Below are 26,087 nucleotides of genomic sequence, written 5' to 3' on the forward strand. Positions count from 1 at the left end.
CATCAGGTGACCCTATTTAATCAATAAAGATTAGTGCGCGATAGTCTGGGCGCCTGCCGGAACGCGTACGTGTTTGTATTTAAACAGCGCAACGAAGGCAAAAGCCAGAACCAGCGAGTAACCTGCGAAGATCAGCCACACGGTCTGCCAATCGGTAATACCGTTCAGCGTATAGTGTTCAACTACTTTACCGCTCACCAGACCGCCCAGAATACAACCGAAGCCGTTGGTCATCATCAGGAACATGCCTTGTGCGCTGGCGCGGATTTCAGGGCGAACCTCTTTCTCTACAAACACGGAGCCAGAGATGTTGAAGAAGTCGAAGGCGCAGCCGTAAACAATCATCGACAGAACCAGCAGCACGGTACCAAACGGTGTTGGATCGCCGTAGGCAAACAGGCCAAAGCGCAGCATCCACGCCACGATACTGATAAGCATCACGTTCTTAATACCGTAACGGCTTAAGAAGAACGGGATGGTCAGGATAAACAGCGTCTCGGAGATCTGCGAAATCGACATCATCACCGACGCGTGTTCAACGATGAAGCTGCCGGAGAACAGCGGATTGTTATCGAAGCTGTGCAGGAAGGTATTACCGAACATATTGGTAATTTGCAGCTCTGCGCCCAGCATCATAGAGAAGATGAAGAAAATCGCCATACGCTTGTTTTTAAACAGCGCGAAGGCATCCAGGCCCAACATGGAAGACCAGCTCTGGTTTTTCTGCTGATTGGCGACCGGGATATGCGGCAGCGTCAGGGTAAACAGCGCCAATACGACGGACAGCGTCGCGCCGATATACAGCTGCATATGGCTCAGTTCAAAGCCGGAGAAGCTTACCGCCCACATCGCCAGAATAAAGCCGATGGTGCCCCAGATACGGATTGGCGGGAAGTCTGTAACAATATCCATCCCGGCTGATTGCAGGCGATAGTAAGAGATGGTGTTGATTAACCCCAACGTTGGCATATAGGCCAGGGAGTTAAGCAAGATCACAAAGAACATGGCACCTGGCGTGGTGACTTCGGCTGCGGCGAACAGCGTTGCTGCGCCGACCAGGTGACAAATGGTGTACACCCATTTTGCACTGATCCATTTGTCAGCCACGATCCCTAACAGCGTAGGCATAAACACGGCGGCGATCCCCAGCGAGCTGTACACCGCGCCAATGGATGCACCATCAAATTTAAGGGTGACAAACATATAGGAGCCGAGGGTAGTGAGCCAACTACCCCATAAGCAGAACTGCAGAAACGAGAGAACTTTCAGCTGCAGCTTAAGATTCATGTTAATTTCCTCACACCGTAATGCGGATGAATGTTTTAAAAGGCACATTTGCCGTGGCTATATGATGTGATTCTATCAACGAGAGGCACTCTTTTTTTGTTACCTGTGACAAATATTTGCAAACAATTTCGGATTGCAAAGCAAAAGAGTGATGGAGTTAACGTTTTTCCCTCTTCAGGCCCCCGTTTTAGGGGGCAAGAGAGGGATACATTAGCGGCGACGATATGATTTTTGTGCGGAATTGACCTTGTAAAGATATCGGCGTGATTCAGCAGATGGGTGTCGGGTGGTCAGCGTTTGATAAACGTCCCCAGGGGACATGCTGTTAATGATGTTTGCGGCCTGTATTTTATCGTTCGAGAACACGCGCAGCACGCTGCCCGCGCCGCCGTTATACGCGGTGATCACCGCATAGCGACGCGAGGTCGGATTATCAATGCCGCCCAAATAGACATTATTCAGCATTGCCAGATAGGCAGTACCGGTATCAATGTTGCTGGCCGGGTCAAACAAGAAGCTACGGCTTGGCGTGCCTGAGCGCCCCTGGGAACGGAACACATCTTTTCCGGCGCTGTGTTGTACCACCTGCATGAGTCCCAGCGCATCGGCATGGCTGACCGCATACGGGTTAAACGAGGATTCGGTTTGCATGATGGCCAGAATCAGCGACTCGTCGACGCCATACTTACGTGAAGCCTGACGTACCATGCCGACGTATTTATGCGCGCGCTTATCAAGGTGGTTCGGGACCAGATTGATCGTCACGCTATAGATGATACGCAAGCCATTGCTGCGCTTTTTCAGTCGCGTTTGTAGCAGGTAGTTGGCAAAGTTGGTTGCACGTCCCTCCCAACGAATAGGCTGGCCGGTATTATCGACTACCTGCCCGTACAGGAACGGCTCTTTGGAAATCTTAATGTCGTCGACATCGGAATAGAGGTCGATAGAACCCGGATCATCACCCATCAGCAACGTCTTGATAATCGCTAGACGCAGATGTCCGGCTGGATCTGTCCCAGCAATGGTCTCGACGGTTATCGTACCGTCATCAAAATTGATATGGCTGCGGGTTTGATACTGATCGGTATACTTTACGTAGTCCTTCGGACCCGCAATCAGCACTTCCTTAAATCCCCACAGATTCTCAATGTTATGGGCAAATTGCCCCATCAGAATATCAAAACCGTTGGTATCCTTGACCCAGGCTTCGTTATAGGAATCGCCTTTTTTGGTCGAACTGGAACAGGAGATGAGCAACGGCGCGATAACGGCAAGCGCGAGAAATTTTTTCATCATTCCGGGAGTGCGTGTTGTGTTTGTTGTTGTATCGTTTTGCCGGATGGCGGTGCAAGCACCCTATCCGGCCTACGAGATTGCCAGCAAGCGATGCTTATTTTTTTTCTTCAGGCGTATAGCCTTCAATATGCACATCCTTACCTTCAAACAGGAAGTTAATCATCTCCTGTTCCAGTAACTTACGGTGTTCAACGTTCATCATATTGAGTTTCTTCTCGTTAATCAGCATGGTTTGTTTATGCTGCCATTGCGCCCATGCTTCTTTAGAAATCTCGTTATAGATGCGTTTTCCCAGATCGCCCGGGTACAGCTGAAAATCCTGTCCTTCTGCTTCGCGTTGCAGGAAAGTACAAAAAATCGTTCTGCTCATAAAAAATCCTCTTTATCGACCGGTACGTTAAACCTGTGTGCCGGCACGTAATTGCTGTAACAAACGCTCCACGGGGGCCGCCAGTCCGACCGACGGCGGTTGCGCTAAGTTATACCAGAGCGCGTTGCCTTCATCCATGCATGAGGTGAATGAGGACACGGGAAGCCACATAGGCACAATATCTAAGTGGAAATGGCTAAAGGTATGGCGAAACGCATTAAGTTGGGTCAGATTATCTGCGTTAATTTGCCGTTGCGCCAGCCAGTCGCGTAGCCCATCCTCATCATCAAACTGCGGAAAACAGTATAAGCCACCCCATAAACCGCTGGGTGGTCGCTGCGCGAGCAACACCTCGTTTTCATGCTGCATCAGTAAAAAATAGCCCGTCCGTTCTGGTAATGTCTGTTTGGGCTTTTTACCTGGGTACAGCGCCCAGCTTGCATTGGCGCTCGCCACACAGCCATTTTCCAACGGACACAGGGAACATTTGGGTTTTGAGCGCGTACAGACCATGGCGCCTAAATCCATCATCGCCTGATTAAACCGCTCAACCCCATGGGCTGGCGTAACCTGCTCGCTCAACTCCCACAGTTTCTTTTCGACCTCTTTTTTACCCGGCCAGCCGCTTACAGCATAACAGCGAGCCAGCACACGTTTGACGTTACCGTCAAGAATCGGAAAATGCTGACCCAGGGAGAGCGAAAGGATCGCGCCTGCAGTTGAACGTCCGACGCCTGGCAGGGCTGCCACTTCATCAAAGGTTTGCGGGAATGAGCCGCCGTGCTGCGTCACAACCTGTTGCGCGGCTTTATGCAGATTACGCGCTCGAGCGTAATAGCCCAGCCCGGTCCATAAATGCAGGACTTCATCCAGCGGCGCATGGGCTAAATCCGTTACCGTTGGGAAGCGCGCCATAAAGCGCTCAAAGTAGGGGATAACGGTCGCAACCTGAGTTTGTTGCAGCATCACCTCAGAGAGCCATACTTTGTAAGGCGTCTTATCAATTTGCCAGGGCAGCGTTTTCCGCCCGTATTTGTCGTACCAGCTCAAAACCTGAGCCGAGAATTGAGACGCTTGCATGATTACCGTTTCATTATTGCCGGGGGCAAGATTGCAGCACAGCGGCAACGGGGTGTAAACCGGAACTTTCCGCTGCTCACTTTCTTCCTTTACTTGCATCCGGCAACTAACTTTGGATAATGCCCGTTTTCAGAACTCAAACACAGCAGACTAAACTTTTATGAAGAACGACGTCATTTCACCGGAATTTGATGAAAACGGCCGCCCGTTGCGCCGGATTCGTAGTTTTGTTCGTCGCCAGGGGCGACTGACGAAAGGGCAGGAACACGCGCTGGAAAACTACTGGCCGGTGATGGGCGTTGAGTTCAGCGAAGAACCTGTGGATTTCGCTGCGCTGTTTGGTCGCGATGCGCCAGTCACGCTTGAAATTGGTTTTGGTATGGGGGCTTCGCTGGTGGCGATGGCGAAAGCGCGTCCGGAGCAAAATTTCCTCGGCATTGAGGTTCACTCACCGGGCGTTGGCGCGTGTCTGGCTTCAGCTCATGAAGAGGGCGTCGAGAACCTGCGTGTCATGTGCCATGATGCCGTCGAAGTCCTGCATAAAATGATTCCTGACAATTCTTTATCTATGGTTCAGCTGTTTTTCCCTGACCCGTGGCATAAAGCACGTCATAATAAACGCCGTATCGTTCAGGTACCGTTTGCTGAGCATATCTTAAGCAAGCTGAAGCTGGGCGGCGTGTTCCACATGGCAACCGACTGGGAAGCCTATGCAGAGCACATGCTTGAAGTGATGTCCTCGATTGACGGGTATAAAAACCAGTCAGAGAGTAACGATTACGTACCGCGCCCGGAATCGCGCCCGGTAACCAAATTTGAACAACGTGGTCATCGTCTTGGCCACGGCGTATGGGACTTAATGTTCGAGAGGGTGAAATAATGGCAAAGAACCGTAGCCGTCGTCTGCGTAAAAAAATGCACATCGACGAATTCCAGGAAGTAGGATTTTCGGTTGCATGGCGTTTCCCGGAAGGTACATCTGGAGAGCAGGTCGATCAAATCGTTGATGATTTTATCAATGAAGTTATCGAACCGAACAAGCTGGCCTTTGACGGCAGCGGCTATCTGGCCTGGGAAGGTCTGATCTGTATGCAGGAAATCGGCAAATGCACCGAAGAACATCAGGCTATCGTGCGTAAGTGGCTGGAAGAGCACAAACTCGAAGAAGTGCGCACCAGCGAACTTTTCGATATTTGGTGGGACTAAGTAGCAAAGGGTCGGCAAATGCCGGCCCAATTTGTATTGAGGGAAAGATATGATGCGCAAAACGCTGCTGGCGGCAGTCCTAACGTTCACGGCGATGGCCGCACATGCTGATTATCAGTGCAGCGTCACCCCGCGTGACGATGTGATTTTGAGTCCACAAACGGTACAGGTGAAGGGTGAGAACGGCAACATGGTCATTACCCAGGCCGGTGATGTCACCTTTAACGGTAAACAGTACAACCTGAACGCCGCGCAGCGTGAACAGGCCAAAGATTATCAGGCGGCGTTGCGTAGCAGCTTGCCGTGGATTGATGAAGGTGCCAGAGCGCGCGTGGAGAAAGGTCGCGTGGCGCTGGATAAAATCATCGCCAAAGAGGTCGGCGAAAGCAGCAACATGCGTGGCCGCTTAACTAAGCTGGATGTGCAATTGAAAGAGCAGATGAACCGCATTATTGAGCATCGTACTGACGGCCTGACCTTCCATTATAAGGCGATTGATCAGGTTCGCGCGGATGGACAACAGCTGGTCAATCAGGCGATGGGCGGTATTTTGCAGGACAGCATCAACGAGATGGGGGCGAAAGCTGTGCTCAAAGGCGGTGGTAATCCGCTGCAGGGCGTGCTCGGAAGCCTCGGAGGTTTGCAAACCTCAATTCAGAACGAATGGAAGAATCAGGAACAAGACTTCCAGCAGTTTGGCAAAGATGTTTGTGCCCGCGTCGTGACGCTGGAAAACGATCGTAAAACGCTGGTTAGCAATCTGAAATAATCTTCACCTCTTTTTAACGGCACAGAAACATTCTGTGCCGTTTTATTTTGTATTTTTCTGTTTTTTTGATATCCATCTCTAAGAATAACAATTTGATGGAGATATAAATCTGGTTAATTGGATGGCGTCACATTATTCATCTGTAAGATAGACATAATGCTGCAAATTCAAGTAACTGGAGAAATAACATGGAGTTTTTCAAGAGAACGGCACTTGCCGCACTGGTTATGGGTTTCAGCGGCGCGGCGCTTGCACTGCCAAATATCACTATTTTAGCTACCGGCGGGACGATTGCTGGCGGCGGTGACTCCGCAACAAAATCTAACTACACGGCAGGCAAAGTCGGCGTAGAAAATTTGGTTGATGCCGTACCTCAGTTGAAAGATATCGCCGTTGTGAAAGGCGAGCAGGTGGTAAACATCGGCTCCCAGGATATGAATGACGAAGTCTGGCTAACGCTGGCGAAAAAGATTAATACCGAGTGTGATAAAACTGACGGCTTCGTGGTAACACATGGTACGGATACCATGGAAGAAACCGCCTATTTCCTCGATCTCACCGTCAAGTGCAACAAGCCGGTGGTGCTGGTCGGCGCAATGCGTCCGTCTACGGGTATGAGCGCTGATGGCCCTTTCAACCTGTATAACGCCGTGGTAACCGCCGCAGACAAAGCCTCTGCCAACCGTGGTGTGCTGGTGGTGATGAACGACACCGTTATGGATGGTCGCGACGTGACCAAAACTAACACCACGGATGTCGCTACTTTCAAATCTGTTAACTATGGTCCGCTGGGGTATATCCATAACGGTAAAATCGACTACCAGCGTACGCCTGCGCGTAAGCACACCACATCCACGCCGTTCGATGTATCTAAGCTGACCGAGCTGCCGAAAGTTGGGATTGTTTACAACTACGCTAACGCCTCCGATCTGCCAGCCAAAGCATTGGTAGACGCGGGTTACGCCGGGATCGTCAGTGCGGGTGTAGGTAACGGTAACCTGTATAAAACCATTTTCGATACGCTGGCAACTGCCGCGCATAAAGGTACCGTTGTGGTGCGTTCATCCCGTGTACCAACGGGCGCTACCACCCAGGATGCTGAAGTTGATGATGCGAAATACGGATTTGTGGCGTCAGGCTCTCTGAACCCGCAAAAAGCGCGTGTTCTGCTGCAACTGGCTCTGACCCAAACCAAGGATCCTAAGCAGATCCAGGAAATGTTTAATCAGTATTAATCACTCCGGCCCCGGTCATTCGACTGGGGCGTTTTCTCAAAATCTTCTGAATATGCGTAACGATTAATTCACTCATCATTTTTGTGGTTATGATGATTGCCGATCGTTATTTTGCATATTTATACACCTTAGTGGGAATGGTCGGGGATTATAAAAGTTTTGAAAGACCTGGACGAAAGGCCATCCTGTAAAGTTTTCCGCCATGCTGGCCACTAAAGACACACCTGTCAATAATGCGCCCGTGGGCGCATCGAGCATCACTCAGCCAGAAACAGCTCCAGCAGCGAATTCAAAAATAGCTTACCGTGTTGGGTAATCTGCCAGTATTCATCGCATTCACTCAGGTAGCCCTGGGCAATGGCCTCATCGATCTGTCGACGAATAACGTCTTCGATAAGCCCGGTATATTGCGTGAACTCCGCGCGAGGCGCGGCTTCCAGCAGCCGGAAACGGTTCATAAAGAACTCAAACGGCTTATCGGCCTCGGCGACATCTCGCTGGCTTTCCAGATAACGTCCTTGCATGTATCCGCGCGGATGTCGCGTTTTGGTAGTGCGCAGGATGCGACCGTCAGGGAAAGTGACTTTGCCGTGCGCGCCGCAACCAATGCCTAAGTAGTCGCCAAAACGCCAGTAATTTAGGTTGTGCTGACACTGATAACCCGGTCTGGCGTAGGCTGAGGTTTCGTACTGCTGATACCCCGCGGCGGTCAGCAACTGGTGGCCTTGCTCAAAAATATCCCACAGCGCGTCGTCGTCCGGTAATACCGGTGGTCGGGACCCGAACAGCGTATTCGGCTCGATGGTCAACTGATACCAGGAAAGATGCGGCGGGTTGAGCGCGATGGCCTGCTGTAAATCGCTCAGCGCCTCTTCCAGCGTCTGATCCGGTAAACCGTGCATCAGGTCGAGGTTAAAGCTGCGTAGTCCCAGACCGCTCGCCAGGTGCGCTGCACGTTTGGCTTCTTCCGGTCCGTGAATACGTCCCAGACGTTCGAGTTTGGCGGAGCTAAAGCTCTGTACACCAATGGAGATACGGTTTACGCCAGCACGTTGATAATCCACAAAGCGATCGGCTTCCACCGTACCGGGATTCGCCTCCATCGTGATTTCTGCATCTGCGGCGAGATTCAGCCGTGCGCGCACGCCGTCGAGCAGCGTTTGCATTGCCGGGCCAGAAAGCAGGCTCGGCGTACCACCACCGATAAAAATCGTCTTTACCTCACGGCCCTGGGCGTGGGCCACCTCAGAATCCAGATCGCTCAGCAGATGCTGCACATAGTCGTCATGAGGGACTTCGCCTTTAAGCGCATGCGAGTTGAAGTCGCAGTACGGGCATTTCTGCACGCACCACGGGATGTGTATGTAAAGACTTAACGGCGGAAGCTTAACCATTACGCAGGGCATCCAGCAGCAGCTTCAGCGCTTGTCCGCGGTGAGAAATCGCGCTCTTTTCTTCGCGGGTCAGTTCGGCGGCGGTTTTCCCTTCAGAGGGCACAAAGAAGATTGGGTCGTAGCCAAAACCACCGTTTCCGGCAGGTTCACGGGCAATAACGCCCGGCCAGCGTCCGTGGCAAACCACAGGTGTTGGATCGTCTGCATGGCGCATATATACCAGCACGCAGTGGAATTGTGCCTGGCGCTTGTCATCAGGAACATCCTGCAGGGTGTGGAGCAGTTTTTCCAGGTTCTGCTGATCGGTTGCATCTTCGCCGGAATAGCGGGCTGAATAGATGCCCGGCGCGCCGCCAAGGGCATTTACCGCCAGACCGGAGTCATCAGCAATGGCGGGTAAACCGGTAATTTGCGCGGCATGACGTGCCTTCAGAATGGCGTTCTCAATAAACGTCAGCCCGGTCTCTTCTGCAGAATCAACACCCAGATCTGTTTGAGCGACAACATCAAGACCGAAATCACTCAGAAGAGAGGCGAGTTCACGCACTTTACCGGCGTTGCCGGTCGCGAGGACAACTTTTTGCATGGGATACCTAATCAGTTAGCGCCGCAATTTCGGGCGGGATCTGTTGCGGATGAATGATTTTAACCTGTTTGTGACGACCAAGCTCGCCCTTCTCAATGACGACCTGGCTTTTTGCCACGCGGAACTGTTTGCCGAGAAACTTCACCAGATGGCTATTGGCTTGCCCATCAACCGGCGGGGCGGTAATGGCGACTTTTAGTTCGTCGCCATGTAAACCTACAATACTGTCACGGCTGGCTTTAGGCTGAATGTAGAGCCGTAAAACCAGACCGTCATCGCAGGGGGTAACGGCACTCATAGCGCCATCCACAGCCCCGGCAGCAGCATGTTACCTGTCGCCTGTAACACTTCTGCGATGCCCATGTTAATGACATACAGCAGCAGAACCAGGATCATTGGCGAGAAATCGATCCCGCCCATGCCTGGAAGTAAGCGACGAATAGGACGCAGCAGCGGATCCGCCAGTTGAATTAGCACGTACTCCACAGGGCTGCGGCCCTGGCTGACCCAGCTCATAATCGCCATCACCAGCAGAACCCAGAAAATCAGCAGTCCGATAGTCTTCAGGACAATCAGCACGGCGGCGATCCAGATGATCAGCTGGAACGTAACCACCTTAAACAGCACGATGGCCTTGATAAAGCTCAGAACGAGCGCAACTAATGCCGATGCGCTGTCAATTGGCCCCATCGGGGGAATGATACGGCGTAACGGCCCAATAATGGGCTGAGTGATTTTCACAATAAACTGCGAGAACGGGTTGTAGAAATCGCAGCGAGACCATTGCATCCACACGCGCAGCAGCAGCGCCATGGTATACAGCTCAATTACCGTTGAGAGCAGGAAGGTCAACGTATTCATGGTGTTCCTTAGTTTTCCTTATTTTTTAGTGTAATCACGAGCACCAAAAATGGCAGTGCCGATGCGCACCATCGTGCTACCCGCCGCAATGGCGGCATCCATATCATCAGACATCCCCAGTGAGAGCGTGTCGATACTTGTGTAGCGTGTTTTCAACCCGGCAAATGCTACCGCCATTTGCTGTGCAACTTCAAACTGCCTTACATAATCTGACTCTGGCGCCGGAATCGCCATCAGACCACGCAGGGTAATGCGTGGCAGCGCGGCGACTTCAGCGGCCAGTGCGTCAAGCTCTGCAAGCGGAATACCTGACTTACTGTTCTCATCGCTGATATTAATCTGAATCAACACATTGAGCGGCGGCAGTTCCGCAGGGCGCTGTTCGCTCAGACGGGCAGCGATACGCAGACGATCAATCGTATGGCACCAGTCAAAATGTTCAGCGACCAGACGACTTTTGTTCGACTGCAGCGGGCCGATAAAGTGCCACTGCAGATCGTTAACGCCTTTTTCCTGAAAGTAGCGGATCTTATCCACCCCTTCCTGGACATAGTTTTCACCGAAGGCACGCTGCCCTGCGGTCATGGCTTCTTCGATGGCGCTCGCAGGTTTGGTTTTGCTGACTGCAAGCAACATAACTTCTTCTGAAGACCGCCCGCAACGCGTCGCGGCGGCTGAGATTTTGTCCCGGACATGTGCCAGGTTATGCGCGATATCGTTCATTTTCCGAGGATGTTCATATGAATATGGAAGAAATAGTGGCCCTTAGTGTAAAGCATAACGTGTCGGATCTACACCTGTGCAATGCATGGCCTGCGCGCTGGCGCATAGGTGGAAAAGTCGAAACCGCACCATTTACTACGCCTGGTAAGGCTGCAGATAGGCTGAGTATAAAAATGTGAGTCTGTAGGAGGACGTAAACAGATTTAACTGACAGGATTTTCAATTCGTTTTATTCAGCTCCAGTTTGCCCCAGTGTAAATATTCTACAGTTATAAAATTTGGGATGATATTTATTTCTAATAAAGCAAAAAATTAGATAATTGGTAAGGTAAATATTATGACTTCATTTATTATTAAGTAGCAATACACATCGAAAATACAGATTGCGGGCATATTTGTGATGTCAATAAATAGAGTTGGAAGCATTTAATGTTCAAGGTGATGGTTCGCTTTGTGATATTTCATACTCTTCGTTTATAAATGAGATTTTGCAAATGTGGAATAAAGAAGTCGCTATAAATTTTGTTAAGAATAATGCTCATGCGCACGCTGCAGGTTATTGTGCCAGGGCAGTAACAGCAGCAATCGAACATGGTGTGTATCCCGGACCTGGTTATCGTAAAAATCAGTCCTCGTATAAACTCTATAGGCATAACTGATGAAACGATTGATATTATTTACTTTTCTATTCTCATCGTTTGCTATGGCAGGAATAATACCTGCTGATACTCAGGCATTAAAATTCAATGCTTGGTATATCAAGCAGATTGCTCATAATATCATCCCAGTTGCAGATGATCCGACGGCATTAGAGCCTTATGTTATTATTGATACATTGAATAAATTAAAGCAAGCTTATAGAAACAATGAGCTTGAAGAGGATTATTTTCTAAAAGTTCAGGATTTTGCAGATGAAGACTGGAGTAAGCATATTAGTATTGATCTAATTATAGCTGATCCTATTTGTACCAATGTCTATTTGACATTTGGAACAGGTGAGTCATCTCAAAAAGTTATTGACTGCATGGTAGAAGAAAAAGGTGTATGGAAAATCAAGAGCGTGACTACTCGCTATTAGTCGTTGTTTTCACCAATTAAAAATAATCCTGCGACGATGGCTTCTTCGATGGCGCTCGCAGGTTTGGTTTTGCTGACTGCAAGCAACATAACTTCTTTTGAAGACCGCCCGCAACGCGTCGCGGCGGCTGAGATTTTGTCCCGGACATGTGCCAGGTTATGCGCGATATCGTTCATTTTCCGAGGATGTTCATATGAATATGGAAGAAATAGTGGCCCTTAGTGTAAAGCATAACGTGTCGGATCTACACCTGTGCAATGCATGGCCTGCGCGCTGGCGCATAGGTGGAAAAGTCGAAATAGCACCATTTACTCCCCCTGACGTGGAGAATCTGCTGACGTGCTGGCTCAGTGAGCAACAACAGGTACAGTGGCGGGAACAGGGGCAGATTGATTTTGCCCTTACGCTGGCGGACTCCCGGCGTCTACGCGCCAGCGCATTTGCTCATCAGCAGGGAACCTCGCTGGCGCTAAGATTGCTACCGCTTGAATGTCCTCGTTTAGACGATCTTCAGACCCCGGAGGCCATACCTGAACTGCTGCACGGTGAAAATGGATTAGTTCTGGTCACTGGAGCCACCGGCAGCGGTAAATCAACCACCCTGGCGGCGATGGTGGAGTACCTTAATCAACATATTGCGGGGCATATTCTGACGCTGGAAGATCCGATTGAATATCGCTACACCAGCCAGCGTTGTCTTATTCAACAGCGGGAGGTGGGCGTACACTGCGCTTCTTTTGCTGCCGGTTTGCGCGGCGCGTTACGCGAAGATCCCGACGTCATTTTGCTGGGCGAGCTGCGCGACGTGGAAACTATTCGTTTGGCCTTAACGGCAGCGGAGACCGGGCATCTGGTGTTGGCAACCTTACATACGCGAGGGGCGGCGCAGGCCATCGCGCGGCTGGTGGACACCTTTCCCGCTCAGGAGAAAGATCCGGTGCGTAACCAGCTGGCAGACAGCCTGCGGGCGGTACTTTCGCAAAAGCTGGAGGAAGATAAGCAGGGAGGACGCGTGGCGCTATTCGAGCTGCTCGTCAACACGCCCGCCGTGGGTAATTTGATCCGCGAAGGGAAAACGCATCAGCTACCCGGTGTGATTCAAACCGGGCAGCAGACAGGTATGCAGACGTTTGCACAAAGTCAGCAGCAGCGCCAGGCGCAGGGGCGACTTTAGTAGCCCTGCTCGAAATAGCTTTCAAGGATAATAACGGCAGAAGCGGAATCTACTTTGCCTTTATTCAACGCCCGGTATCCGCCTTGCTCAAACAGGCCTGAGCGGGCTTCGACGGTGCTCAAACGTTCATCGTGCAGCGTTACGGTTACGCCAAAGCGACCGTGAATGCGGTTAGCGAATTTGCGTGCGCGCGCAGTAAGGGGTTGTTCAGTGCCATCCATGTTGAGCGGCAGGCCGACAATGATTTCGTCCGGCTGCCACTCTTTTAGCAGGCGTTCAATCAAACTCCAGTCTGGCGTACCGTCCTGTGCTTTGATGGCGGGCAAGGGTCTCGCCGTACCGGTAATGCGTTGACCAACCGCGACGCCGATACTTTTCGTACCAAAATCAAAAGAGAGTAATGTTCCGCTCATCAGGCGTGTCCCGCCACGCCAGGCATGGTCTGAATATCAATTCCGATAAGCTTCGCCGCATCGCGCCAGCGGTCGGCAATCGGCGTTTTAAATAAGATGTTGAGGTCTGCGGGAGCAGTGAGCCAGGCGTTATCCAGTAGCTCTTGTTCCAGTTGACCTTTTTCCCATGATGAATAGCCCAGCGCAACCAGCACTTCAGATGGCTGCTCCTGCGTACCCAGGGTTTCAAGTACATCGCGGGAGGTGGTGATGATAGTGTTATCTGAAATGCGAATACTGGAGGCAAAGCGTGACGGCGGGGTGTGTAGAATAAATCCACGGTCTTCCGCCAGCGGGCCGCCGAGCATCACCGGTTTGTCCAGACGAATGGCAGGATCGCGTGCTTCTGGAGTAATCTTCAGCTTTTCCAGAATCCCTTCAATTTGTAAGTTTTCCAGAGGCTTATTGACGATAATCCCCATTGCTCCGTTCTCATTGTGTTCACAGATATACACCACGGAACGGCGGAAAATCGGATCCTGGAGAGCAGGCATGGCAATTAGAAAGTGATGCTGTAAATTCATTGTCAGAGGTTCTGTTTCCTGGTTCAAAAAAGCAACAGAGCCCAGTATGTGGGCAAAGCGCGAAGATGTCACCCTCTGAAGATAGCTTTGCCGGATGGCGGCTTCGCCTTATCCGGCCTACGGGGTGCGAATGTAGGCCGGATAAGACGCGAAGGCATCGCCATCCGGCAACTTATTTATTTCTGCAAACGTGCCTCGATGGCGTCCATCAGCATACCGGTAATCGAAACCGGGAACTCCGCTTCAATTTCACGAATACAGGTTGGGCTGGTGACGTTAATTTCCGTCAGACGGTCGCCAATGATATCCAGACCGACAAAAATCAAGCCTTTTGCTTTCAGCGTTGGCCCAATGCGACGTGCAATTTCCCAGTCGCTGTCGGTTAATGGACGCGGCTCGCCACGACCGCCGGCTGCCAGGTTGCCACGGGTTTCGCCGCCTTGTGGAATACGCGCCAGGCAGTACGGAACGGGTTCGCCATCAACCACCAGCACGCGTTTATCGCCGTCTTTAATTGCCGGCAGATAGTTCTGCGCCATGCAATAACGGGTACCGTGCTCGGTCAGCGTTTCGGCAATAACGCCAAGGTTCGGATCGTCTTCCTTCACGCGGAAAATAGATGCGCCGCCCATGCCGTCCAGCGGTTTGAGAATGATGTCGCTGTGTTTTTGCCAGAAGGCTTTCAGCTGCGCTTTGTTACGCGTAACCAGCGTTTCCGGCGTCAGGTCGGCAAACCATGCGGTGAACAGCTTCTCGTTACAATCGCGCAGGCTCTGCGGTTTGTTGACGATTAGCGTCCCTTTCTCCTCTGCACGTTCCAGAATATAGGTTGCGTAGATGAACTCGGTATCAAACGGCGGATCCTTACGCATCAGAATGACGTCCAGATCTGCCAGCGGGAGATCCTGCTCGCTATTGAACTCATACCATCTGTCGTAGTTCTGCTCTACGCTCAGGGTACGCGTACGGGCGCGGGCTTCACCGTTGATCAGATAGAGATCGGCCATTTCCATATAATGAATTTCGTAACCGCGACGTTGCGCTTCCAGCAGCATAGCGAAGCTGGAATCTTTCTTGATGTTGATGCTTGCGATGGGATCCATCACGATGCCGAGCTTGATCATTGTTCTTCTCCGTTAGCCCAGATCGCCAAAACGCACCTGTAGCGCGGTGATGGCGGTGAGCGCAGTTGTCTCAGTACGCAGAACGCGAGGTCCTAACAGAATATCAGTAAACTGATACCGTGCGGTCATGGCAATTTCATCTGCCGACAGCCCACCTTCGGGGCCAATCAGCAAGCGGATGCGTTCCACCGGGAGCGGCAGCGTATTGATGCTGGCGCTGGCGCGGGGATGCAGGTTCAGTTTCAGACCTTCATCCTGTTCGGCGCACCACGCTTCCAGATCCATCGCCGGGCGAATTTCAGGCACCCGATTACGACCGCACTGTTCGCAGGCGGCAATGGCGATTTTCTGCCACTGCTGGAGCTTCTTGTTCAGGCGTTCGCTGTCCAGTTTAACGCCGCAGCGCTCAGAAAAAAGTGGCGTAATGAGGCTTACACCCAGTTCAATCGATTTTTGGATAGTAAATTCCATTTTTTCACCCCGCGACATCACCTGGCCCAGGTGGATGTGTAGCGGCGATTCTCGATCGTCGAGTTCAGCGTTAAGCACCTTCACGTCCACGCTTTTCTTACTGGCGTGGGTGATTTCGGCGTCGAATACCTGATTGCTGCCATCAAACAGCTGTAGCGCCTGGCCTGGTCCCATACGCAGCACGCGGCCGATATGGTTGGCAGCGTCTTCACACAGTGAAATTTGGCTGCCGGAAGTGAGTGGCTCAGGGTGATAAATGCGAGGAATGCGCATAGTTAAACATCCGCGTCATGGCCCTGGGCTGCAAAAGGCCAGGGCATGGTTAAAAAATATTGCTGCTAGTGTAGGTTAGCTCTTTTGCGCCTGGCAAGCGCGTTGCACATAGGGGTTATGGTTCCCCTGTACCTTCGCAATGCGTTCGTCGCGCTCACACTCCCAATCGGTGACCGGATACTGCTTATTCCAGGCATTAAAAAGCTGAGTTTGCTGGCGGGAGAGCGTCAGGTTGTATTGGTCGCGCATGTAAAAATAGGTACGCGCGATGGCGCCACGGGCGCGGGCTGGCGGCTCGGCAACTTTCTCTTTGAAGTCAACCTTCATGGTGCATTGTCCATATTGGCCTTCGCCACCGTTCCACTGGCTGTACATAAAGTTTGCGCGATCGCCATTGACCTCACCCACCGCGGGCTGCAGGTTATGCATATCGCTTTCCATTTTGCGATAGACCGGATCTTTAGCGCAGTTTTTACGCCCTCCGTCCTGCCAGCACTGGCGCTGATGACCAAATTGCCAGGCGGGGACAACGTGTTCCCATTCAATTCGACTGGCGCGGTTTTCATTTTTTCGCACTTTATAGCCGCAGGATTCGAGGTCAACGACCCCTTTTTTTCCTTGCCAGTTAATTTTACATCCGCAATAGAAATCGCCTGGCGCATCGGCGTTAACTTTAACACCCGCTGCTTTTGCCTGAGAAAAACTGTTGATGCCTTCGGCTAAAACCGAGCCTGAAAACGCAGCGGCTAACAGGGCCGCAGCAAAAGAAAGATTACGGTACATCACGAACTCCGTGTCAAAACGAGCCCGCAACGTAGCGAAAGTCATTCCTGTATGCAATCAGTTAGATCAGAAAAGTTCCTGATAATTCTGAAGATTATTCTGCAACCAGCGGTTCACCGCAGTGAACGCAGCGGTAGGTGGCTTCGCCGCGTACAACGCGGTTATGGCGGCGGACGGTCAGTTGGTGCTCCTGACACTTACAGCGGTATGTAAAGGTCTTACGCTGCACGGATTGCAGCTCAAACTGATGCGTGCGCCGGGCCGGTACGCCCAGCACGCTCTCCATCATCCATTTCCACTCTTTCCCGTGCGGCGGTACGCGGCCAAAGTGTTTCCACACCAGTAGATGCGCCAGTTCATGGGGCACCACTTCGTTAACGAACGCGTCAACATTCTCCATCAGCAAAACTGGATTAAGACGAATTTCGTAGGTTTGTAGCCACGCGGTACCCGCGGCGGTTCCGCGCTGTTGGTAAACCAGCTTTGGTTCCGGGTATTGGCGTTCGAGCTTGAGATTGGCCTGTGCGAGTTTTTCCCGCAGGCTGCGCATAACGGCTTGCTGGATGGCGATCGGGAGACGGGAGGTTTTCATAACGCCAGAGGATAGTGCGACAGGGAAGGGACTGCAAGAGGAAGGCTCCCTCCCACGGGGGAGGAAGCCTAACGAGATTAGTCGTGTGCGCCAATTTCGCGCAGTTTACGACCTTTCATCAGGTTACGTTCAATGTGTTCCAGAGAGACGTTTTTAGTTTCAGGGATCAGCCACAGGGTCAGGAAGATGAACAGTACGTTCAGGCCACCGTAGACCCAGAAGGTGTTGGCGCTGCCCAGCGAGTTCAGCATCGTCAGGAAGGTTGCGCCGACAATCATGTTGGCAATCCAGTTAGTTGCGGTAGAGCAGGTGATGCCGAAATCGCGACCTTTCAGCGGCTGGATTTCAGAGCACAGTACCCAAATCAGCGGACCGGCGCTCATCGCAAAGCCAACGATAAACATTAGCAGCATCAGGACAGCGAAGTATTGTGCGGCTGGCGAGTGAATACCCACGTGCATCATTGTACCCAGCACGCCCATACCGACGGCCATGACGATAAAGCCGAGGATCAGCGTAGGTTTTCGGCCCCAGCGGTCAACCAGGCCAATGGCGATAAAGGTTGCCAGCACGTTGGTCAGACCGACAATAACGGTCCCCCACATCTGTTCGGTGGTGTTGGTGTAACCCGCCAGCTCAAAGATTTTTGGCGCGTAATACATAATGACGTTCATCCCGGTGAACTGCTGCATCACCTGTAACAGGACGCCAAGGAAAACTGCGCGGCGGAAGTTGCTGTTTTCTTTAAACAGCGTCCAGCCGCTCTGCTTCACTTGCAGGCTTTCACGAATTTCATCCAGCTCGCGTTTGGCTTCAGCGCTGGTGTCACGCAGACGCAACAGAACGCGTTCGGCATCGACAAAACGACGTTTAGCCGCAAACCAACGCGGGCTGTCCGGCAGGAAGATGACGCCAACCAGCAGTAAAAGGGCAGGGATGATGATCACGCCCAGCATCCAGCGCCATGCGCCGCTGTAGCTAAACGCCGTATCGGAAAGATACGCACCTAAAATACCGATAGTGATCATTAACTGATACATAGAAATCATGCTGCCGCGAATTTTTTCCGGGGCGATTTCGGACAAGTACAACGGTGCGGTATAAGACGCAACGCCGACTGCCAGGCCGAGCAGCACGCGGGAAACCAGCAGCACTTCAACGTTTGGCGCTGCGGCGGAGAACAGCGAACCGGCAACAAACAGGATTGCGCCGATCATCAGGCTTTTTTTACGCCCCAGCTTGAAGGAGAGCCAACCGCTGCCGACGGCGCCCACTGCCGCACCAAACATCATGGAACTCACCACCCATTCCTGAGTGTGTGGGGTAATTTGGAACTCGTCGGTGATGAATGGTAAAGCACCGGCAATAACACCGATATCCAGGCCAAAAAGTAATCCAGCCAGGGCTGCCAGGAAGCAGACAAAAAATGTCATGGCTTTGTTGGAATGCCCCGTTTTTTTATTGTCAGGCATGATGCCCTCCGTTGGGTAGCTAGTTTTGTTGATGTTAAGGGTAGGTGAGTACGGGGTAAAAAAATGCGAATCACATCACATTAGTGTAATCGGTTACACTAACATTCATGTGAATTATTGCTTAATGAATTGAAAGTTAACATTATTTATTATTATAGAATAAAGTTGATTGGCTGATTTTAAGACAATGCTGAAATATGATGTAACAGTGATGCAATGCTGGTAACTAACAGATGTGAATTCAAGGTGTATAGAAATACCGTGCTATGTAATCGCTTTCATTTGTTATTGAAGCAAATGAAATTAGCGTGGTTATAGCGATGGGGGATGGGAGAGCAAATGACATAAAAAAAGACCAGCGCGAGGCTGGTCTTCATAAGCGTTGAGCCGTAGAGGTATTACTTCAGACCGGCAGCTTCACGCAGCAGGGCGGCTTTGTCGGTTTTTTCCCATGGGAAATGTTCGCGACCAAAGTGACCGTAAGCGGCGGTTTCTTTGTAAATCGGGTGCAGCAGATCCAGCATCTGAATCAGGCCATACGGGCGCAGGTCGAAGAACTCACGCACCAGCAGGGTCAGCTGTTCTGAAGGCACTTTTTCAGTACCGAACGTTTCCACCATGATAGAGGTCGGTTCAGCCACGCCGATTGCGTAGGAAACCTGAATCTCACAACGGTCAGCCAGGCCAGCGGCAACGATGTTTTTCGCTACGTAGCGGGCTGCATAAGCTGCGGAACGGTCAACTTTAGACGGATCCTTACCAGAAAATGCGCCGCCGCCGTGACGGGCCATGCCGCCGTAGGTATCAACGATGATTTTACGACCCGTCAGACCGCAGTCACCCATTGGACCGCCGATAACGAAACGACCAGTTGGGTTGATGAAGAACTTGGTTGAAGCTGTCAGCCATTCAGTCGGCAGTACCGGCTTGATGATCTCTTCCATAACGGCTTCTTGCAGCGATTTCTGATCGATATCTTCAGAGTGCTGAGTCGACAGAACAACCGCATCAATACCGACGATTTTACCGTCGTCATACTGGAAGGTTACCTGGCTTTTTGCATCCGGGCGCAGCCAGGATAAGGTGCCGTTTTTACGCACTTCAGCCTGACGCTGCACCAGACGGTGAGCATAGGTAATCGGGGCTGGCATCAGCACGTCGGTTTCGTTGGTTGCATAACCAAACATCAGACCCTGGTCGCCTGCGCCCTGTTCCAGCGGATCCGCACGGTCAACACCTTGGTTGATGTCCGGAGACTGTTTACCAATCGCGCTCAGTACCGCACAAGAGTTGGCATCAAAGCCCATGTCGGAATGCACATAGCCAATTTCGCGAACCGTGTTACGGGTGATCTCTTCGATATCAACCCATGCGCTGGTGGTGATCTCACCGCCAACTAAAACCATGCCGGTTTTGACGTAGGTTTCGCAGGCAACGCGTGCTTTCGGATCCTGCTCCAGGATTGCATCCAGCACGGCATCAGAGATTTGGTCAGCGATTTTGTCAGGATGCCCTTCTGATACGGACTCGGACGTAAAAAGGTGTTTTGCCATATTTAATTTCACCTAAGGAGAATGTAGTTAGCTCAAACTGTCGAGTGGAATAGCCATGTGTAGAAGATTCTACCATGAGTCTGCAGATGACGGACACTGGCAGTCTGAGTGTTAATCGGTATAGATGGATTAACATCTGGACGGCTATTTTAAGTCGGTTCTGCGCCTGATTTCCAGCTTTTTTTGATTGAGCTCGCATTGTACTGAAAATGTAACTGGAAATTTTTCCTGACGGTGCTGGCAATGCGCGTATTTATCTTTTGCTTTTTCGTACTGTTGTCGGTATAAAACGCGGCGCGCGGCTCATATCCGTCATACTTCAAGTTGCATGTGCGTTGGCAATACTCGCCCAGTCACTTACTCCTGTAAGCGCCCGGGGATTCACTGCGTTGCCGCCTTCCCGCAACTCGATTTATTGAGGATAGACAAAAAAGCACACGACGTTTTCATCGTGTTGCCACTTCCAGCCGGGTTAAAACTTTAGCTTTGGCTTGTGGGTTCGTTCCGTCAGGAGCAACCGTGGAGGTGATACGAGATAATGAACCGTTGTATTCTGCTGAATCTGTCGCACCGTTCTGGTGTACATATGTCCCCCGCAATCTGCATCTTGCATACCTGCCGATGTTATACCCATCTCGGCGCTTCTCAGGACTCCAGGGCCGGCAACGGTCACTAAGAACTGAACAAGGGCGCTCTTGGTAAACAAGAGTTTTCTCGTGGTTTCGCCGAACCGTCAGCATTAAGTTCGGTTACGTGTTTACATTGATATGAAAAAGAAACCGGTCGCACAGTCGGAGCGTCAGCACTATCTGCTGGAAATTCTGCCTGTATTTGGGTTGTTATCGCGTCTTCGGATTGCGATAGTAGTCAACTGTTTTACACTTGTTAATAAAATTTGAGGTTCGCTATGTCTGACGACATTTCTTTGGGTTCGCCTTCGTCAGCAGGCGAACACGGTGTACTACGCTCCATGCAGGAGGTTGCAATGAGTTCCCAGGAAGCCAGCAAGATGCTGCGTACTTACAATATTGCCTGGTGGGGTAATAACTACTATGACGTCAATGAACTGGGCCACATCAGCGTGTGCCCGGATCCCGACGTACCAGAAGCGCGCGTTGACCTTGCTGAGTTGGTGAAAGCCCGTGAAGCGCAGGGCCAGCGTTTGCCTGCATTGTTCTGCTTCCCGCAGATCCTGCAACACCGTCTGCGTTCGATTAACGCCGCGTTTAAGCGCGCCCGTGAGTCTTACGGCTACAACGGTGACTATTTCCTCGTTTACCCGATCAAGGTTAACCAGCACCGTCGCGTGATTGAATCGCTGATCCACTCCGGCGAACCGCTGGGGCTGGAAGCCGGTTCTAAAGCTGAACTGATGGCCGTTCTGGCTCATGCTGGAATGACCCGCAGCGTGATCGTGTGTAACGGCTATAAAGACCGCGAATACATCCGCCTGGCGCTAATTGGCGAAAAGATGGGCCATAAGATCTACCTGGTCATCGAGAAGATGTCTGAAATCGCTATCGTGCTGGATGAAGCTGAACGACTGAATGTTGTTCCGCGTCTGGGCGTGCGTGCGCGTCTGGCGTCGCAAGGGTCCGGCAAATGGCAGTCCTCCGGCGGAGAGAAATCGAAATTCGGCCTGGCGGCAAACCAGGTGCTGCAACTGGTAGAAATGCTGCGCGAGCGCGGTCGTCTGGACAGTATTCAGTTGCTGCACTTCCACCTCGGCTCACAGATGGCGAACATTCGTGATATTGCCACCGGCGTACGTGAGTCGGCGCGTTTCTACGTTGAGCTGCACAAGCTTGGCGTAAATATCCAGTGCTTCGACGTGGGCGGTGGCCTGGGCGTGGACTACGAAGGTACCCGTTCGCAGTCTGACTGCTCCGTAAACTACGGCCTGAACGAATACGCGAACAACATCATCTGGGCCATTGGCGACGCCTGTGAAGAGCACGGTCTGCCGCACCCGACGGTAATTACCGAATCCGGTCGCGCTGTTACCGCGCATCATACCGTGCTGGTGTCTAATATTATCGGCGTTGAGCGTAGCGAGCATACCGAAGCAACGCCTCCGGCTGACGATGCGCCGCGTGCCCTGCAAAGCATGTGGGAAACCTGGCAAGAGATGCATGAGCCGGGAACCCGTCGTTCGCTGCGTGAATGGCTGCACGACAGCCAGATGGATCTGCACGATATTCACGTTGGGTACTCTTCAGGCACCTTTAGCCTGCAGGAACGCGCGTGGGCAGAACAGCTCTATCTGAACATGTGTCACGATGTGCAAAAACAACTCGACCCGAGCAACCGCGCGCACCGTCCGATTATCGACGAGTTGCAGGAGCGTATGGCGGATAAGATTTACGTCAACTTCTCGCTGTTCCAGTCGATGCCGGATGCGTGGGGGATCGATCAGCTGTTCCCGGTGATGCCGCTGGAAGGGCTGAACAAGGCTCCTGAGCGCCGTGCGGTGCTGCTGGATATCACCTGTGACTCTGATGGCGCTATCGACCACTATGTTGATGGTGACGGCATTGCGACCACCATGCCGATGCCGGAATACGACCCGGAGAACCCGCCGATGCTGGGCTTCTTTATGGTGGGTGCGTACCAGGAGATCCTTGGCAACATGCACAACCTGTTCGGTGATACTGAAGCGGTTGACGTGTTCGTCTTCCCTGACGGCAGCGTGGAAGTTGAGCTGTCTGACGAAGGGGATACCGTGGCGGATATGCTGCAATACGTGCAGTTGGATCCGAACACCCTGCTAACTCAGTTCCGTGACCAGGTGAAAAACACCGATCTGGATACCGAGTTGCAGCAGCAGTTCCTCGAAGAGTTTGAAGCAGGTCTGTACGGATATACCTATCTCGAAGACGAGTAATTAAGATATATCTGCTTGAGAGCCGGCTTATTTATATAAACCGGCTCTTTTTTTATTAATGAAATCTGAAATATGGTGGCAACTCTTTCTTTTATCTTTTTAGAACTCTACTGTTGCCGATGTAATAACTCGGAAACAGAAAAGGAATCGAGATGAAGGGATTTAAGTGGAACGTGTTTTTTGCCGTAATTTTTTTACTTGCTGGTGGCTGTTCCGTGCCTGCATATTATAGCAGTGCACCTTCGCCAGGCGTGGGAACGGCCTGGGGCGGCGACGTGCACTCAACGGTAACGGGTGTATCTGTAGAACGTGCGGAGCGCGACCCTGCCGAAGTCATATTAATAAATTATTCTGCAAAGTATTCGACGGGTTACGATAGAGTATACAGCATACGCATTAGTGATTTGGAATATGCTGTTCGCGATGCTAATTTTAATTCTATCCCTATTACCCGTCTTTACAACTCTTCTGTTGGGCAATGGCAATATAGTCTTCCAGCCAGGGTGGGGACAAATTATCAATTGTATGTGCGCAATCACAGTCGAGATACGAACTATGAAATCGTCGCGACTGTAGATGGGCTTGATGTACTTAACGGCAAACCTGGTTCGCTGAATAACAGCGGTTATATTGTTAATGCGGGAGATTCGCTGGCAATCAAAGGGTTCCGAAAAGATAAGTATACTGAAGCCGAATTTCGGTTTTCTGATGCTTCAAACTCCTACGCCGCTAACTCTGCGCAGGGTGACAAGCGCAACATCGGAGTGATTGGTTTCGCCGCATTTGCTTTGCAGGGCCTGGTCGTTAAAACGCTCCCGCCTTGCTCTGCGCAGGCATTCCCGGCGGACAGTAATGGTTATGCCCCGCCGCCATGTCGTCAATAAAAGCGCTGCTTGAAGCGGGGAAGTTTTAAGGCGATAATTACACAAAATCTGTTTTAAAAAATCTAACCCTTCCTCGTCGGGCCTAACGACGCGGAAGGGTTTTTTTATACCGACGAATATGAGGTTTTTGCCATGAGCACCTTAGGTCATCAATACGACAACTCCCTGGTTTCTAACGCCTTTGGTTTTTTGCGTCTGCCGATGAACTTCATGCCGTATGACAGCGACGCCGATTGGGTGATCACCGGCGTACCGTTTGATATGGCAACGTCTGGCCGTGCGGGCGGTCGTCATGGTCCGGCTGCGATCCGTCAGGTTTCCACTAACCTGGCGTGGGAACACAATCGCTTCCCGTGGGACTTCGATATGCGCGAGCGCCTGAACGTGGTGGACTGCGGCGATCTGGTTTATGCGTTCGGTGATGCCCGTGAAATGAGTGAAAAACTGCAGGCGCATGCTGAGAAGTTGCTTTCTGCCGGTAAGCGCATGCTCTCTTTCGGCGGTGACCACTTCGTCACGCTGCCGCTCCTGCGCGCGCACGCTAAACACTTTGGTAAAATGGCGCTGGTGCACTTTGATGCCCACACCGACACCTACGCTAACGGCTGTGAATTCGACCACGGTACCATGTTCTACACTGCGCCGAACGAAGGTCTGATCGATCCGAATCACTCTGTGCAGATCGGTATTCGTACCGAGTTCGACAAAGATAACGGCTTTACCGTGCTGGATGCTTGCCAGGTGAACGATCGCGGCGTAGATGACATCATCGCCCAGGTTAAGCAGATTGTTGGTGATATGCCGGTGTATCTGACCTTTGATATCGACTGCCTCGATCCGGCGTTTGCTCCAGGAACCGGTACGCCCGTGATCGGCGGTCTGACTTCCGATCGCGCGATCAAGCTGGTACGTGGTCTGAAAGATCTGAATATCGTCGGGATGGATGTGGTGGAAGTGGCTCCGGCCTACGATCAGTCAGAGATCACCGCGCTGGCGGCGGCTACGCTGGCACTGGAAATGCTGTATATCCAGGCGGCGAAGAAAGGCGAATAACGGGTTTCGGACTATTTTGCCGGATGTCGCTGACGCTAGTCCGGCCTACATTATTGCTGAATCTGTAGGCCGGATAAGGCGTTCACGCCGCCATCCGGCACTGTTCGAGGATTATTTTATCCCGTCTGCGCTCATGCGATCACGAATGTGTTGCGCACGTTCTGCAGATGCCGGGTGATCGTCAAACATTGAGCTTTGGCGTCCTGCTTCCAGTTTTGCCAGTTTCTCAAAGCTGGTGGCCAGTCCTGCCGGATTGATCCCACGTTTGCGCAACAAATCATACGAGTAATCATCCGCTTCGGATTCCTGACGCTGGGAGAACTGCGAGTTCACCAGTTTCTCGCCAAGATCGCCCAATTGCGACTGCGACAGGCTGCCGACAATGCCGCCAGCGGAAGCCGCTGCTGCACGTACGGCGTTAGTGCCCAGCGCGACCTGCATGCCTTTTTTCACGTGACCCAGCGCGACGTGGCCCATTTCGTGGCCGATCACCGCTTCGACTTCGTTATCGGTCATCATGTCCATCAGGCCGCTGTACACGCGGATACAACCGTTCGCCATGGCAAAGGCATTCACATCTTTCGCCATATAGACTTTGTAGTTCACCGGCTGGCCGTTAATGTTGTCGCCAAGCGCGGCGGCGATTTTGCCAAGACGCGTTGCGTACTCGCTGCTGGCAGGGGCGATAGTAGCCTTGCTGTCCATATCTTTACAGGCCTGATCGCTCAGCGCTTTTACCTGAGTATCGCTCAGACTATAGGCCTGAAAAGCCTCTGCGCCAGAAGAAAGCAGTCCGTTTGAGTCCATGTTCTGGCAGCCGGTCAATGCCGCCGCCATGCTCGTAGCAAGCAGTAAAGCGCGAATTTTCATTTTTTCTCTTCCGCACAAAGTCAGGATTTTTCTAAAAAATGCGTCGTTTGCAGGTAAACCGACGCTCGGCCTTAGTATAAAGAAAAGAACATT

At 51.7% G+C, this 26,087-nt stretch carries 29 protein-coding genes and 2 pseudogenes; 12 read left to right on the plus strand and 19 right to left on the minus strand.

Translation table 11 applies throughout. From position 1 onward, the window contains the following. Nucleotides 1-30: 30 nt before the first annotated feature. The 4 genes from HV352_RS03730 to mutY all read right to left on the minus strand — a co-directional run bounded on the left by HV352_RS03730 (nt 31) and on the right by mutY (nt 4,033). Nucleotides 31-1,287: a nucleoside permease gene (locus HV352_RS03730; protein WP_016157449.1), complete on the minus strand. Its 1,257-nt coding sequence runs from the start codon at nt 1,285-1,287 to the stop codon at nt 31-33. 210 nt (nt 1,288-1,497) lie between these two features. After that, nucleotides 1,498-2,583 (minus strand): membrane-bound lytic murein transglycosylase MltC, encoded by a 1,086-nt coding sequence (gene mltC, locus HV352_RS03735; protein ID WP_016154410.1) that lies wholly within the window; start codon nt 2,581-2,583, stop codon nt 1,498-1,500. Nucleotides 2,584-2,677: 94 nt separating this feature from the next. After that, nucleotides 2,678-2,953 (minus strand): oxidative damage protection protein, encoded by a 276-nt coding sequence (locus tag HV352_RS03740; RefSeq protein ID WP_016154409.1) that lies wholly within the window; start codon nt 2,951-2,953, stop codon nt 2,678-2,680. 27 nt (nt 2,954-2,980) lie between these two features. Beyond that, nucleotides 2,981-4,033 carry an A/G-specific adenine glycosylase gene (gene mutY / locus HV352_RS03745; protein ID WP_032932009.1) on the minus strand — a complete coding sequence of 351 codons (1,053 nt, stop codon included), beginning with the start codon at nt 4,031-4,033 and terminating at the stop codon, nt 2,981-2,983. 160 nt (nt 4,034-4,193) lie between these two features. Here mutY and trmB point away from each other — a divergent pair, with 160 nt between their 5' ends. The 4 genes from trmB to ansB all read left to right on the plus strand — a co-directional run bounded on the left by trmB (nt 4,194) and on the right by ansB (nt 7,243). Then, the gene (trmB, locus tag HV352_RS03750; protein WP_016154407.1) at nt 4,194-4,913 is read left to right on the plus strand and encodes a tRNA (guanosine(46)-N7)-methyltransferase TrmB; all 720 of its coding nucleotides are present in this window, start codon (nt 4,194-4,196) and stop codon (nt 4,911-4,913) included. Continuing rightward, nucleotides 4,913-5,239, plus strand: a complete 327-nt coding sequence (locus tag HV352_RS03755) for a YggL family protein (protein WP_137367014.1) — start codon at nt 4,913-4,915, stop codon at nt 5,237-5,239. Before trmB ends, HV352_RS03755 begins: the two co-directional genes overlap by 1 nt. 49 nt (nt 5,240-5,288) lie before the next feature. Beyond that, nucleotides 5,289-6,008: a DUF2884 domain-containing protein gene (locus HV352_RS03760; RefSeq protein ID WP_181635208.1), complete on the plus strand. Its 720-nt coding sequence runs from the start codon at nt 5,289-5,291 to the stop codon at nt 6,006-6,008. A gap of 188 nt (nt 6,009-6,196) precedes the next feature. Further along, on the plus strand, nt 6,197-7,243 hold the full coding sequence (gene ansB, locus HV352_RS03765) for an L-asparaginase 2 (RefSeq protein ID WP_016154404.1): 1,047 nt from the start codon (nt 6,197-6,199) through the stop codon (nt 7,241-7,243). Between the two features lie 257 nt (nt 7,244-7,500). Here the strand turns inward: ansB and hemW are convergent, their stop codons facing one another. From hemW to HV352_RS03795, 5 genes are read right to left on the minus strand one after another with little or no spacing between them, the layout of a single operon-like run. Beyond that, complete coding sequence (gene hemW, locus HV352_RS03775) at nt 7,501-8,637, minus strand: radical SAM family heme chaperone HemW (protein WP_149382390.1); 1,137 nt, start codon at nt 8,635-8,637, stop codon at nt 7,501-7,503. Further along, the gene (locus tag HV352_RS03780; RefSeq protein ID WP_016154402.1) at nt 8,630-9,223 is read right to left on the minus strand and encodes an XTP/dITP diphosphatase; all 594 of its coding nucleotides are present in this window, start codon (nt 9,221-9,223) and stop codon (nt 8,630-8,632) included. The genes hemW and HV352_RS03780 overlap by 8 nt, the downstream gene beginning before the upstream one ends. Before the next feature lie 7 nt (nt 9,224-9,230). Further along, nucleotides 9,231-9,521, minus strand: coding sequence for a DUF167 family protein YggU (gene yggU, locus HV352_RS03785; RefSeq protein WP_005123286.1), 291 nt, complete (start codon nt 9,519-9,521; stop codon nt 9,231-9,233). Beyond that, entirely contained in the window at nt 9,518-10,084 is a 567-nt protein-coding gene (locus tag HV352_RS03790) for a YggT family protein (RefSeq protein ID WP_181635209.1), read from the minus strand. Before HV352_RS03790 ends, yggU begins: the two co-directional genes overlap by 4 nt. Before the next feature lie 18 nt (nt 10,085-10,102). After that, nucleotides 10,103-10,807, minus strand: coding sequence for a YggS family pyridoxal phosphate-dependent enzyme (locus tag HV352_RS03795; RefSeq protein ID WP_047414022.1), 705 nt, complete (start codon nt 10,805-10,807; stop codon nt 10,103-10,105). Between HV352_RS03795 and HV352_RS03800 the strand changes: the two are divergent. Both HV352_RS03800 and HV352_RS03805 read left to right on the plus strand, forming a co-directional pair. Further along, nucleotides 10,780-10,950: pseudogene (locus HV352_RS03800) on the plus strand (type IV pili twitching motility protein PilT); the annotation flags it as partial. The gene HV352_RS03795 and the pseudogene HV352_RS03800 overlap by 28 nt on opposite strands. Before the next feature lie 515 nt (nt 10,951-11,465). Further along, a complete protein-coding gene (locus HV352_RS03805; protein ID WP_085055767.1) occupies nt 11,466-11,885 on the plus strand; it encodes a DUF3828 domain-containing protein in 420 nt (139 codons plus the stop codon). A gap of 26 nt (nt 11,886-11,911) precedes the next feature. Here HV352_RS03805 and HV352_RS03810 read toward each other — a convergent pair. Beyond that, nucleotides 11,912-12,061: pseudogene (locus HV352_RS03810) on the minus strand (YggS family pyridoxal phosphate enzyme); the annotation flags it as partial. 17 nt (nt 12,062-12,078) lie between these two features. Between HV352_RS03810 and HV352_RS03815 the strand changes: the two are divergent. Then, nucleotides 12,079-13,059: a type IV pilus twitching motility protein PilT gene (locus HV352_RS03815; RefSeq protein WP_103928580.1), complete on the plus strand. Its 981-nt coding sequence runs from the start codon at nt 12,079-12,081 to the stop codon at nt 13,057-13,059. On the opposite strand, the gene ruvX is transcribed toward HV352_RS03815, so the two are convergent. The 8 genes from ruvX to metK form a co-directional block, all read right to left on the minus strand. Next, complete coding sequence (gene ruvX / locus HV352_RS03820; RefSeq protein WP_003825428.1) at nt 13,056-13,472, minus strand: Holliday junction resolvase RuvX; 417 nt, start codon at nt 13,470-13,472, stop codon at nt 13,056-13,058. The two genes, HV352_RS03815 and ruvX, sit on opposite strands and share 4 nt — an antisense overlap. After that, entirely contained in the window at nt 13,472-14,035 is a 564-nt protein-coding gene (locus tag HV352_RS03825) for a YqgE/AlgH family protein (RefSeq protein ID WP_016154395.1), read from the minus strand. The genes ruvX and HV352_RS03825 overlap by 1 nt, the downstream gene beginning before the upstream one ends. A 176-nt stretch (nt 14,036-14,211) precedes the next feature. After that, a complete protein-coding gene (gene gshB, locus HV352_RS03830) occupies nt 14,212-15,159 on the minus strand; it encodes a glutathione synthase (RefSeq protein WP_181635210.1) in 948 nt (315 codons plus the stop codon). A gap of 12 nt (nt 15,160-15,171) precedes the next feature. Then, the gene (gene rsmE, locus HV352_RS03835; protein WP_016154393.1) at nt 15,172-15,903 is read right to left on the minus strand and encodes a 16S rRNA (uracil(1498)-N(3))-methyltransferase; all 732 of its coding nucleotides are present in this window, start codon (nt 15,901-15,903) and stop codon (nt 15,172-15,174) included. A gap of 75 nt (nt 15,904-15,978) precedes the next feature. After that, the gene (endA, locus tag HV352_RS03840; protein ID WP_016154392.1) at nt 15,979-16,686 is read right to left on the minus strand and encodes a deoxyribonuclease I; all 708 of its coding nucleotides are present in this window, start codon (nt 16,684-16,686) and stop codon (nt 15,979-15,981) included. 94 nt (nt 16,687-16,780) lie between these two features. Next, nucleotides 16,781-17,278 (minus strand): SprT family zinc-dependent metalloprotease, encoded by a 498-nt coding sequence (locus tag HV352_RS03845; RefSeq protein ID WP_016157438.1) that lies wholly within the window; start codon nt 17,276-17,278, stop codon nt 16,781-16,783. A 77-nt stretch (nt 17,279-17,355) separates the two neighbouring features. Next, nucleotides 17,356-18,750: a galactose/proton symporter gene (galP, locus tag HV352_RS03850; RefSeq protein ID WP_181635211.1), complete on the minus strand. Its 1,395-nt coding sequence runs from the start codon at nt 18,748-18,750 to the stop codon at nt 17,356-17,358. 398 nt (nt 18,751-19,148) lie between these two features. After that, nucleotides 19,149-20,303, minus strand: coding sequence for a methionine adenosyltransferase (gene metK / locus HV352_RS03855; RefSeq protein WP_003027071.1), 1,155 nt, complete (start codon nt 20,301-20,303; stop codon nt 19,149-19,151). A gap of 538 nt (nt 20,304-20,841) precedes the next feature. On the opposite strand from metK, the gene HV352_RS23810 reads away from it, so the two are divergent. From HV352_RS23810 to speB, 5 genes are all read left to right on the plus strand, one after another. Further along, complete coding sequence (locus tag HV352_RS23810; RefSeq protein WP_269149342.1) at nt 20,842-20,979, plus strand: hypothetical protein; 138 nt, start codon at nt 20,842-20,844, stop codon at nt 20,977-20,979. A 91-nt stretch (nt 20,980-21,070) separates the two neighbouring features. Continuing rightward, nucleotides 21,071-21,202 carry an acid stress response protein YqgB gene (gene yqgB, locus HV352_RS03865; protein ID WP_049041971.1) on the plus strand — a complete coding sequence of 44 codons (132 nt, stop codon included), beginning with the start codon at nt 21,071-21,073 and terminating at the stop codon, nt 21,200-21,202. An 8-nt stretch (nt 21,203-21,210) separates the two neighbouring features. Then, nucleotides 21,211-23,187 (plus strand): biosynthetic arginine decarboxylase, encoded by a 1,977-nt coding sequence (speA, locus tag HV352_RS03870; protein WP_016154389.1) that lies wholly within the window; start codon nt 21,211-21,213, stop codon nt 23,185-23,187. A gap of 152 nt (nt 23,188-23,339) precedes the next feature. Next, nucleotides 23,340-24,071 carry a hypothetical protein gene (locus tag HV352_RS03875; RefSeq protein ID WP_101700209.1) on the plus strand — a complete coding sequence of 244 codons (732 nt, stop codon included), beginning with the start codon at nt 23,340-23,342 and terminating at the stop codon, nt 24,069-24,071. Nucleotides 24,072-24,203: 132 nt separating this feature from the next. Further along, nucleotides 24,204-25,124, plus strand: a complete 921-nt coding sequence (gene speB, locus HV352_RS03880; RefSeq protein ID WP_016154388.1) for an agmatinase — start codon at nt 24,204-24,206, stop codon at nt 25,122-25,124. A gap of 111 nt (nt 25,125-25,235) precedes the next feature. Here the strand turns inward: speB and HV352_RS03885 are convergent, their stop codons facing one another. After that, nucleotides 25,236-25,994, minus strand: a complete 759-nt coding sequence (locus tag HV352_RS03885; RefSeq protein ID WP_016154387.1) for a M48 family metallopeptidase — start codon at nt 25,992-25,994, stop codon at nt 25,236-25,238. Nucleotides 25,995-26,087 lie beyond the last annotated feature (93 nt).

The sequence above is a fragment of the Citrobacter sp. RHBSTW-01044 genome, assembly GCF_013781945.1.
GTDB classification, from domain to species: domain Bacteria; phylum Pseudomonadota; class Gammaproteobacteria; order Enterobacterales; family Enterobacteriaceae; genus Citrobacter; species Citrobacter braakii.

Excerpts from the sequence above, each read along its gene's own strand:
- HV352_RS03730 (WP_016157449.1), bottom strand. The coding sequence starts at position 1,287 with ATGAATCTTAAGCTGCAGCTGAAAGTTCTCTCGTTTCTGCAGTTCTGC.
- mltC (WP_016154410.1), bottom strand. The coding sequence starts at position 2,583 with ATGATGAAAAAATTTCTCGCGCTTGCCGTTATCGCGCCGTTGCTCATC.
- HV352_RS03740 (WP_016154409.1), bottom strand. The coding sequence starts at position 2,953 with ATGAGCAGAACGATTTTTTGTACTTTCCTGCAACGCGAAGCAGAAGGA.
- mutY (WP_032932009.1), bottom strand. The coding sequence starts at position 4,033 with ATGCAAGCGTCTCAATTCTCGGCTCAGGTTTTGAGCTGGTACGACAAA.
- trmB (WP_016154407.1), top strand. The coding sequence starts at position 4,194 with ATGAAGAACGACGTCATTTCACCGGAATTTGATGAAAACGGCCGCCCG.
- HV352_RS03755 (WP_137367014.1), top strand. The coding sequence starts at position 4,913 with ATGGCAAAGAACCGTAGCCGTCGTCTGCGTAAAAAAATGCACATCGAC.
- HV352_RS03760 (WP_181635208.1), top strand. The coding sequence starts at position 5,289 with ATGATGCGCAAAACGCTGCTGGCGGCAGTCCTAACGTTCACGGCGATG.
- ansB (WP_016154404.1), top strand. The coding sequence starts at position 6,197 with ATGGAGTTTTTCAAGAGAACGGCACTTGCCGCACTGGTTATGGGTTTC.
- hemW (WP_149382390.1), bottom strand. The coding sequence starts at position 8,637 with ATGGTTAAGCTTCCGCCGTTAAGTCTTTACATACACATCCCGTGGTGC.
- HV352_RS03780 (WP_016154402.1), bottom strand. The coding sequence starts at position 9,223 with ATGCAAAAAGTTGTCCTCGCGACCGGCAACGCCGGTAAAGTGCGTGAA.
- yggU (WP_005123286.1), bottom strand. The coding sequence starts at position 9,521 with ATGAGTGCCGTTACCCCCTGCGATGACGGTCTGGTTTTACGGCTCTAC.
- HV352_RS03790 (WP_181635209.1), bottom strand. The coding sequence starts at position 10,084 with ATGAATACGTTGACCTTCCTGCTCTCAACGGTAATTGAGCTGTATACC.
- HV352_RS03795 (WP_047414022.1), bottom strand. The coding sequence starts at position 10,807 with ATGAACGATATCGCGCATAACCTGGCACATGTCCGGGACAAAATCTCA.
- HV352_RS03805 (WP_085055767.1), top strand. The coding sequence starts at position 11,466 with ATGAAACGATTGATATTATTTACTTTTCTATTCTCATCGTTTGCTATG.
- HV352_RS03815 (WP_103928580.1), top strand. The coding sequence starts at position 12,079 with ATGAATATGGAAGAAATAGTGGCCCTTAGTGTAAAGCATAACGTGTCG.
- ruvX (WP_003825428.1), bottom strand. The coding sequence starts at position 13,472 with ATGAGCGGAACATTACTCTCTTTTGATTTTGGTACGAAAAGTATCGGC.
- HV352_RS03825 (WP_016154395.1), bottom strand. The coding sequence starts at position 14,035 with ATGAATTTACAGCATCACTTTCTAATTGCCATGCCTGCTCTCCAGGAT.
- gshB (WP_181635210.1), bottom strand. The coding sequence starts at position 15,159 with ATGATCAAGCTCGGCATCGTGATGGATCCCATCGCAAGCATCAACATC.
- rsmE (WP_016154393.1), bottom strand. The coding sequence starts at position 15,903 with ATGCGCATTCCTCGCATTTATCACCCTGAGCCACTCACTTCCGGCAGC.
- endA (WP_016154392.1), bottom strand. The coding sequence starts at position 16,686 with ATGTACCGTAATCTTTCTTTTGCTGCGGCCCTGTTAGCCGCTGCGTTT.
- HV352_RS03845 (WP_016157438.1), bottom strand. The coding sequence starts at position 17,278 with ATGAAAACCTCCCGTCTCCCGATCGCCATCCAGCAAGCCGTTATGCGC.
- galP (WP_181635211.1), bottom strand. The coding sequence starts at position 18,750 with ATGCCTGACAATAAAAAAACGGGGCATTCCAACAAAGCCATGACATTT.
- metK (WP_003027071.1), bottom strand. The coding sequence starts at position 20,303 with ATGGCAAAACACCTTTTTACGTCCGAGTCCGTATCAGAAGGGCATCCT.
- HV352_RS23810 (WP_269149342.1), top strand. The coding sequence starts at position 20,842 with ATGAACCGTTGTATTCTGCTGAATCTGTCGCACCGTTCTGGTGTACAT.
- yqgB (WP_049041971.1), top strand. The coding sequence starts at position 21,071 with ATGAAAAAGAAACCGGTCGCACAGTCGGAGCGTCAGCACTATCTGCTG.
- speA (WP_016154389.1), top strand. The coding sequence starts at position 21,211 with ATGTCTGACGACATTTCTTTGGGTTCGCCTTCGTCAGCAGGCGAACAC.
- HV352_RS03875 (WP_101700209.1), top strand. The coding sequence starts at position 23,340 with ATGAAGGGATTTAAGTGGAACGTGTTTTTTGCCGTAATTTTTTTACTT.
- speB (WP_016154388.1), top strand. The coding sequence starts at position 24,204 with ATGAGCACCTTAGGTCATCAATACGACAACTCCCTGGTTTCTAACGCC.
- HV352_RS03885 (WP_016154387.1), bottom strand. The coding sequence starts at position 25,994 with ATGAAAATTCGCGCTTTACTGCTTGCTACGAGCATGGCGGCGGCATTG.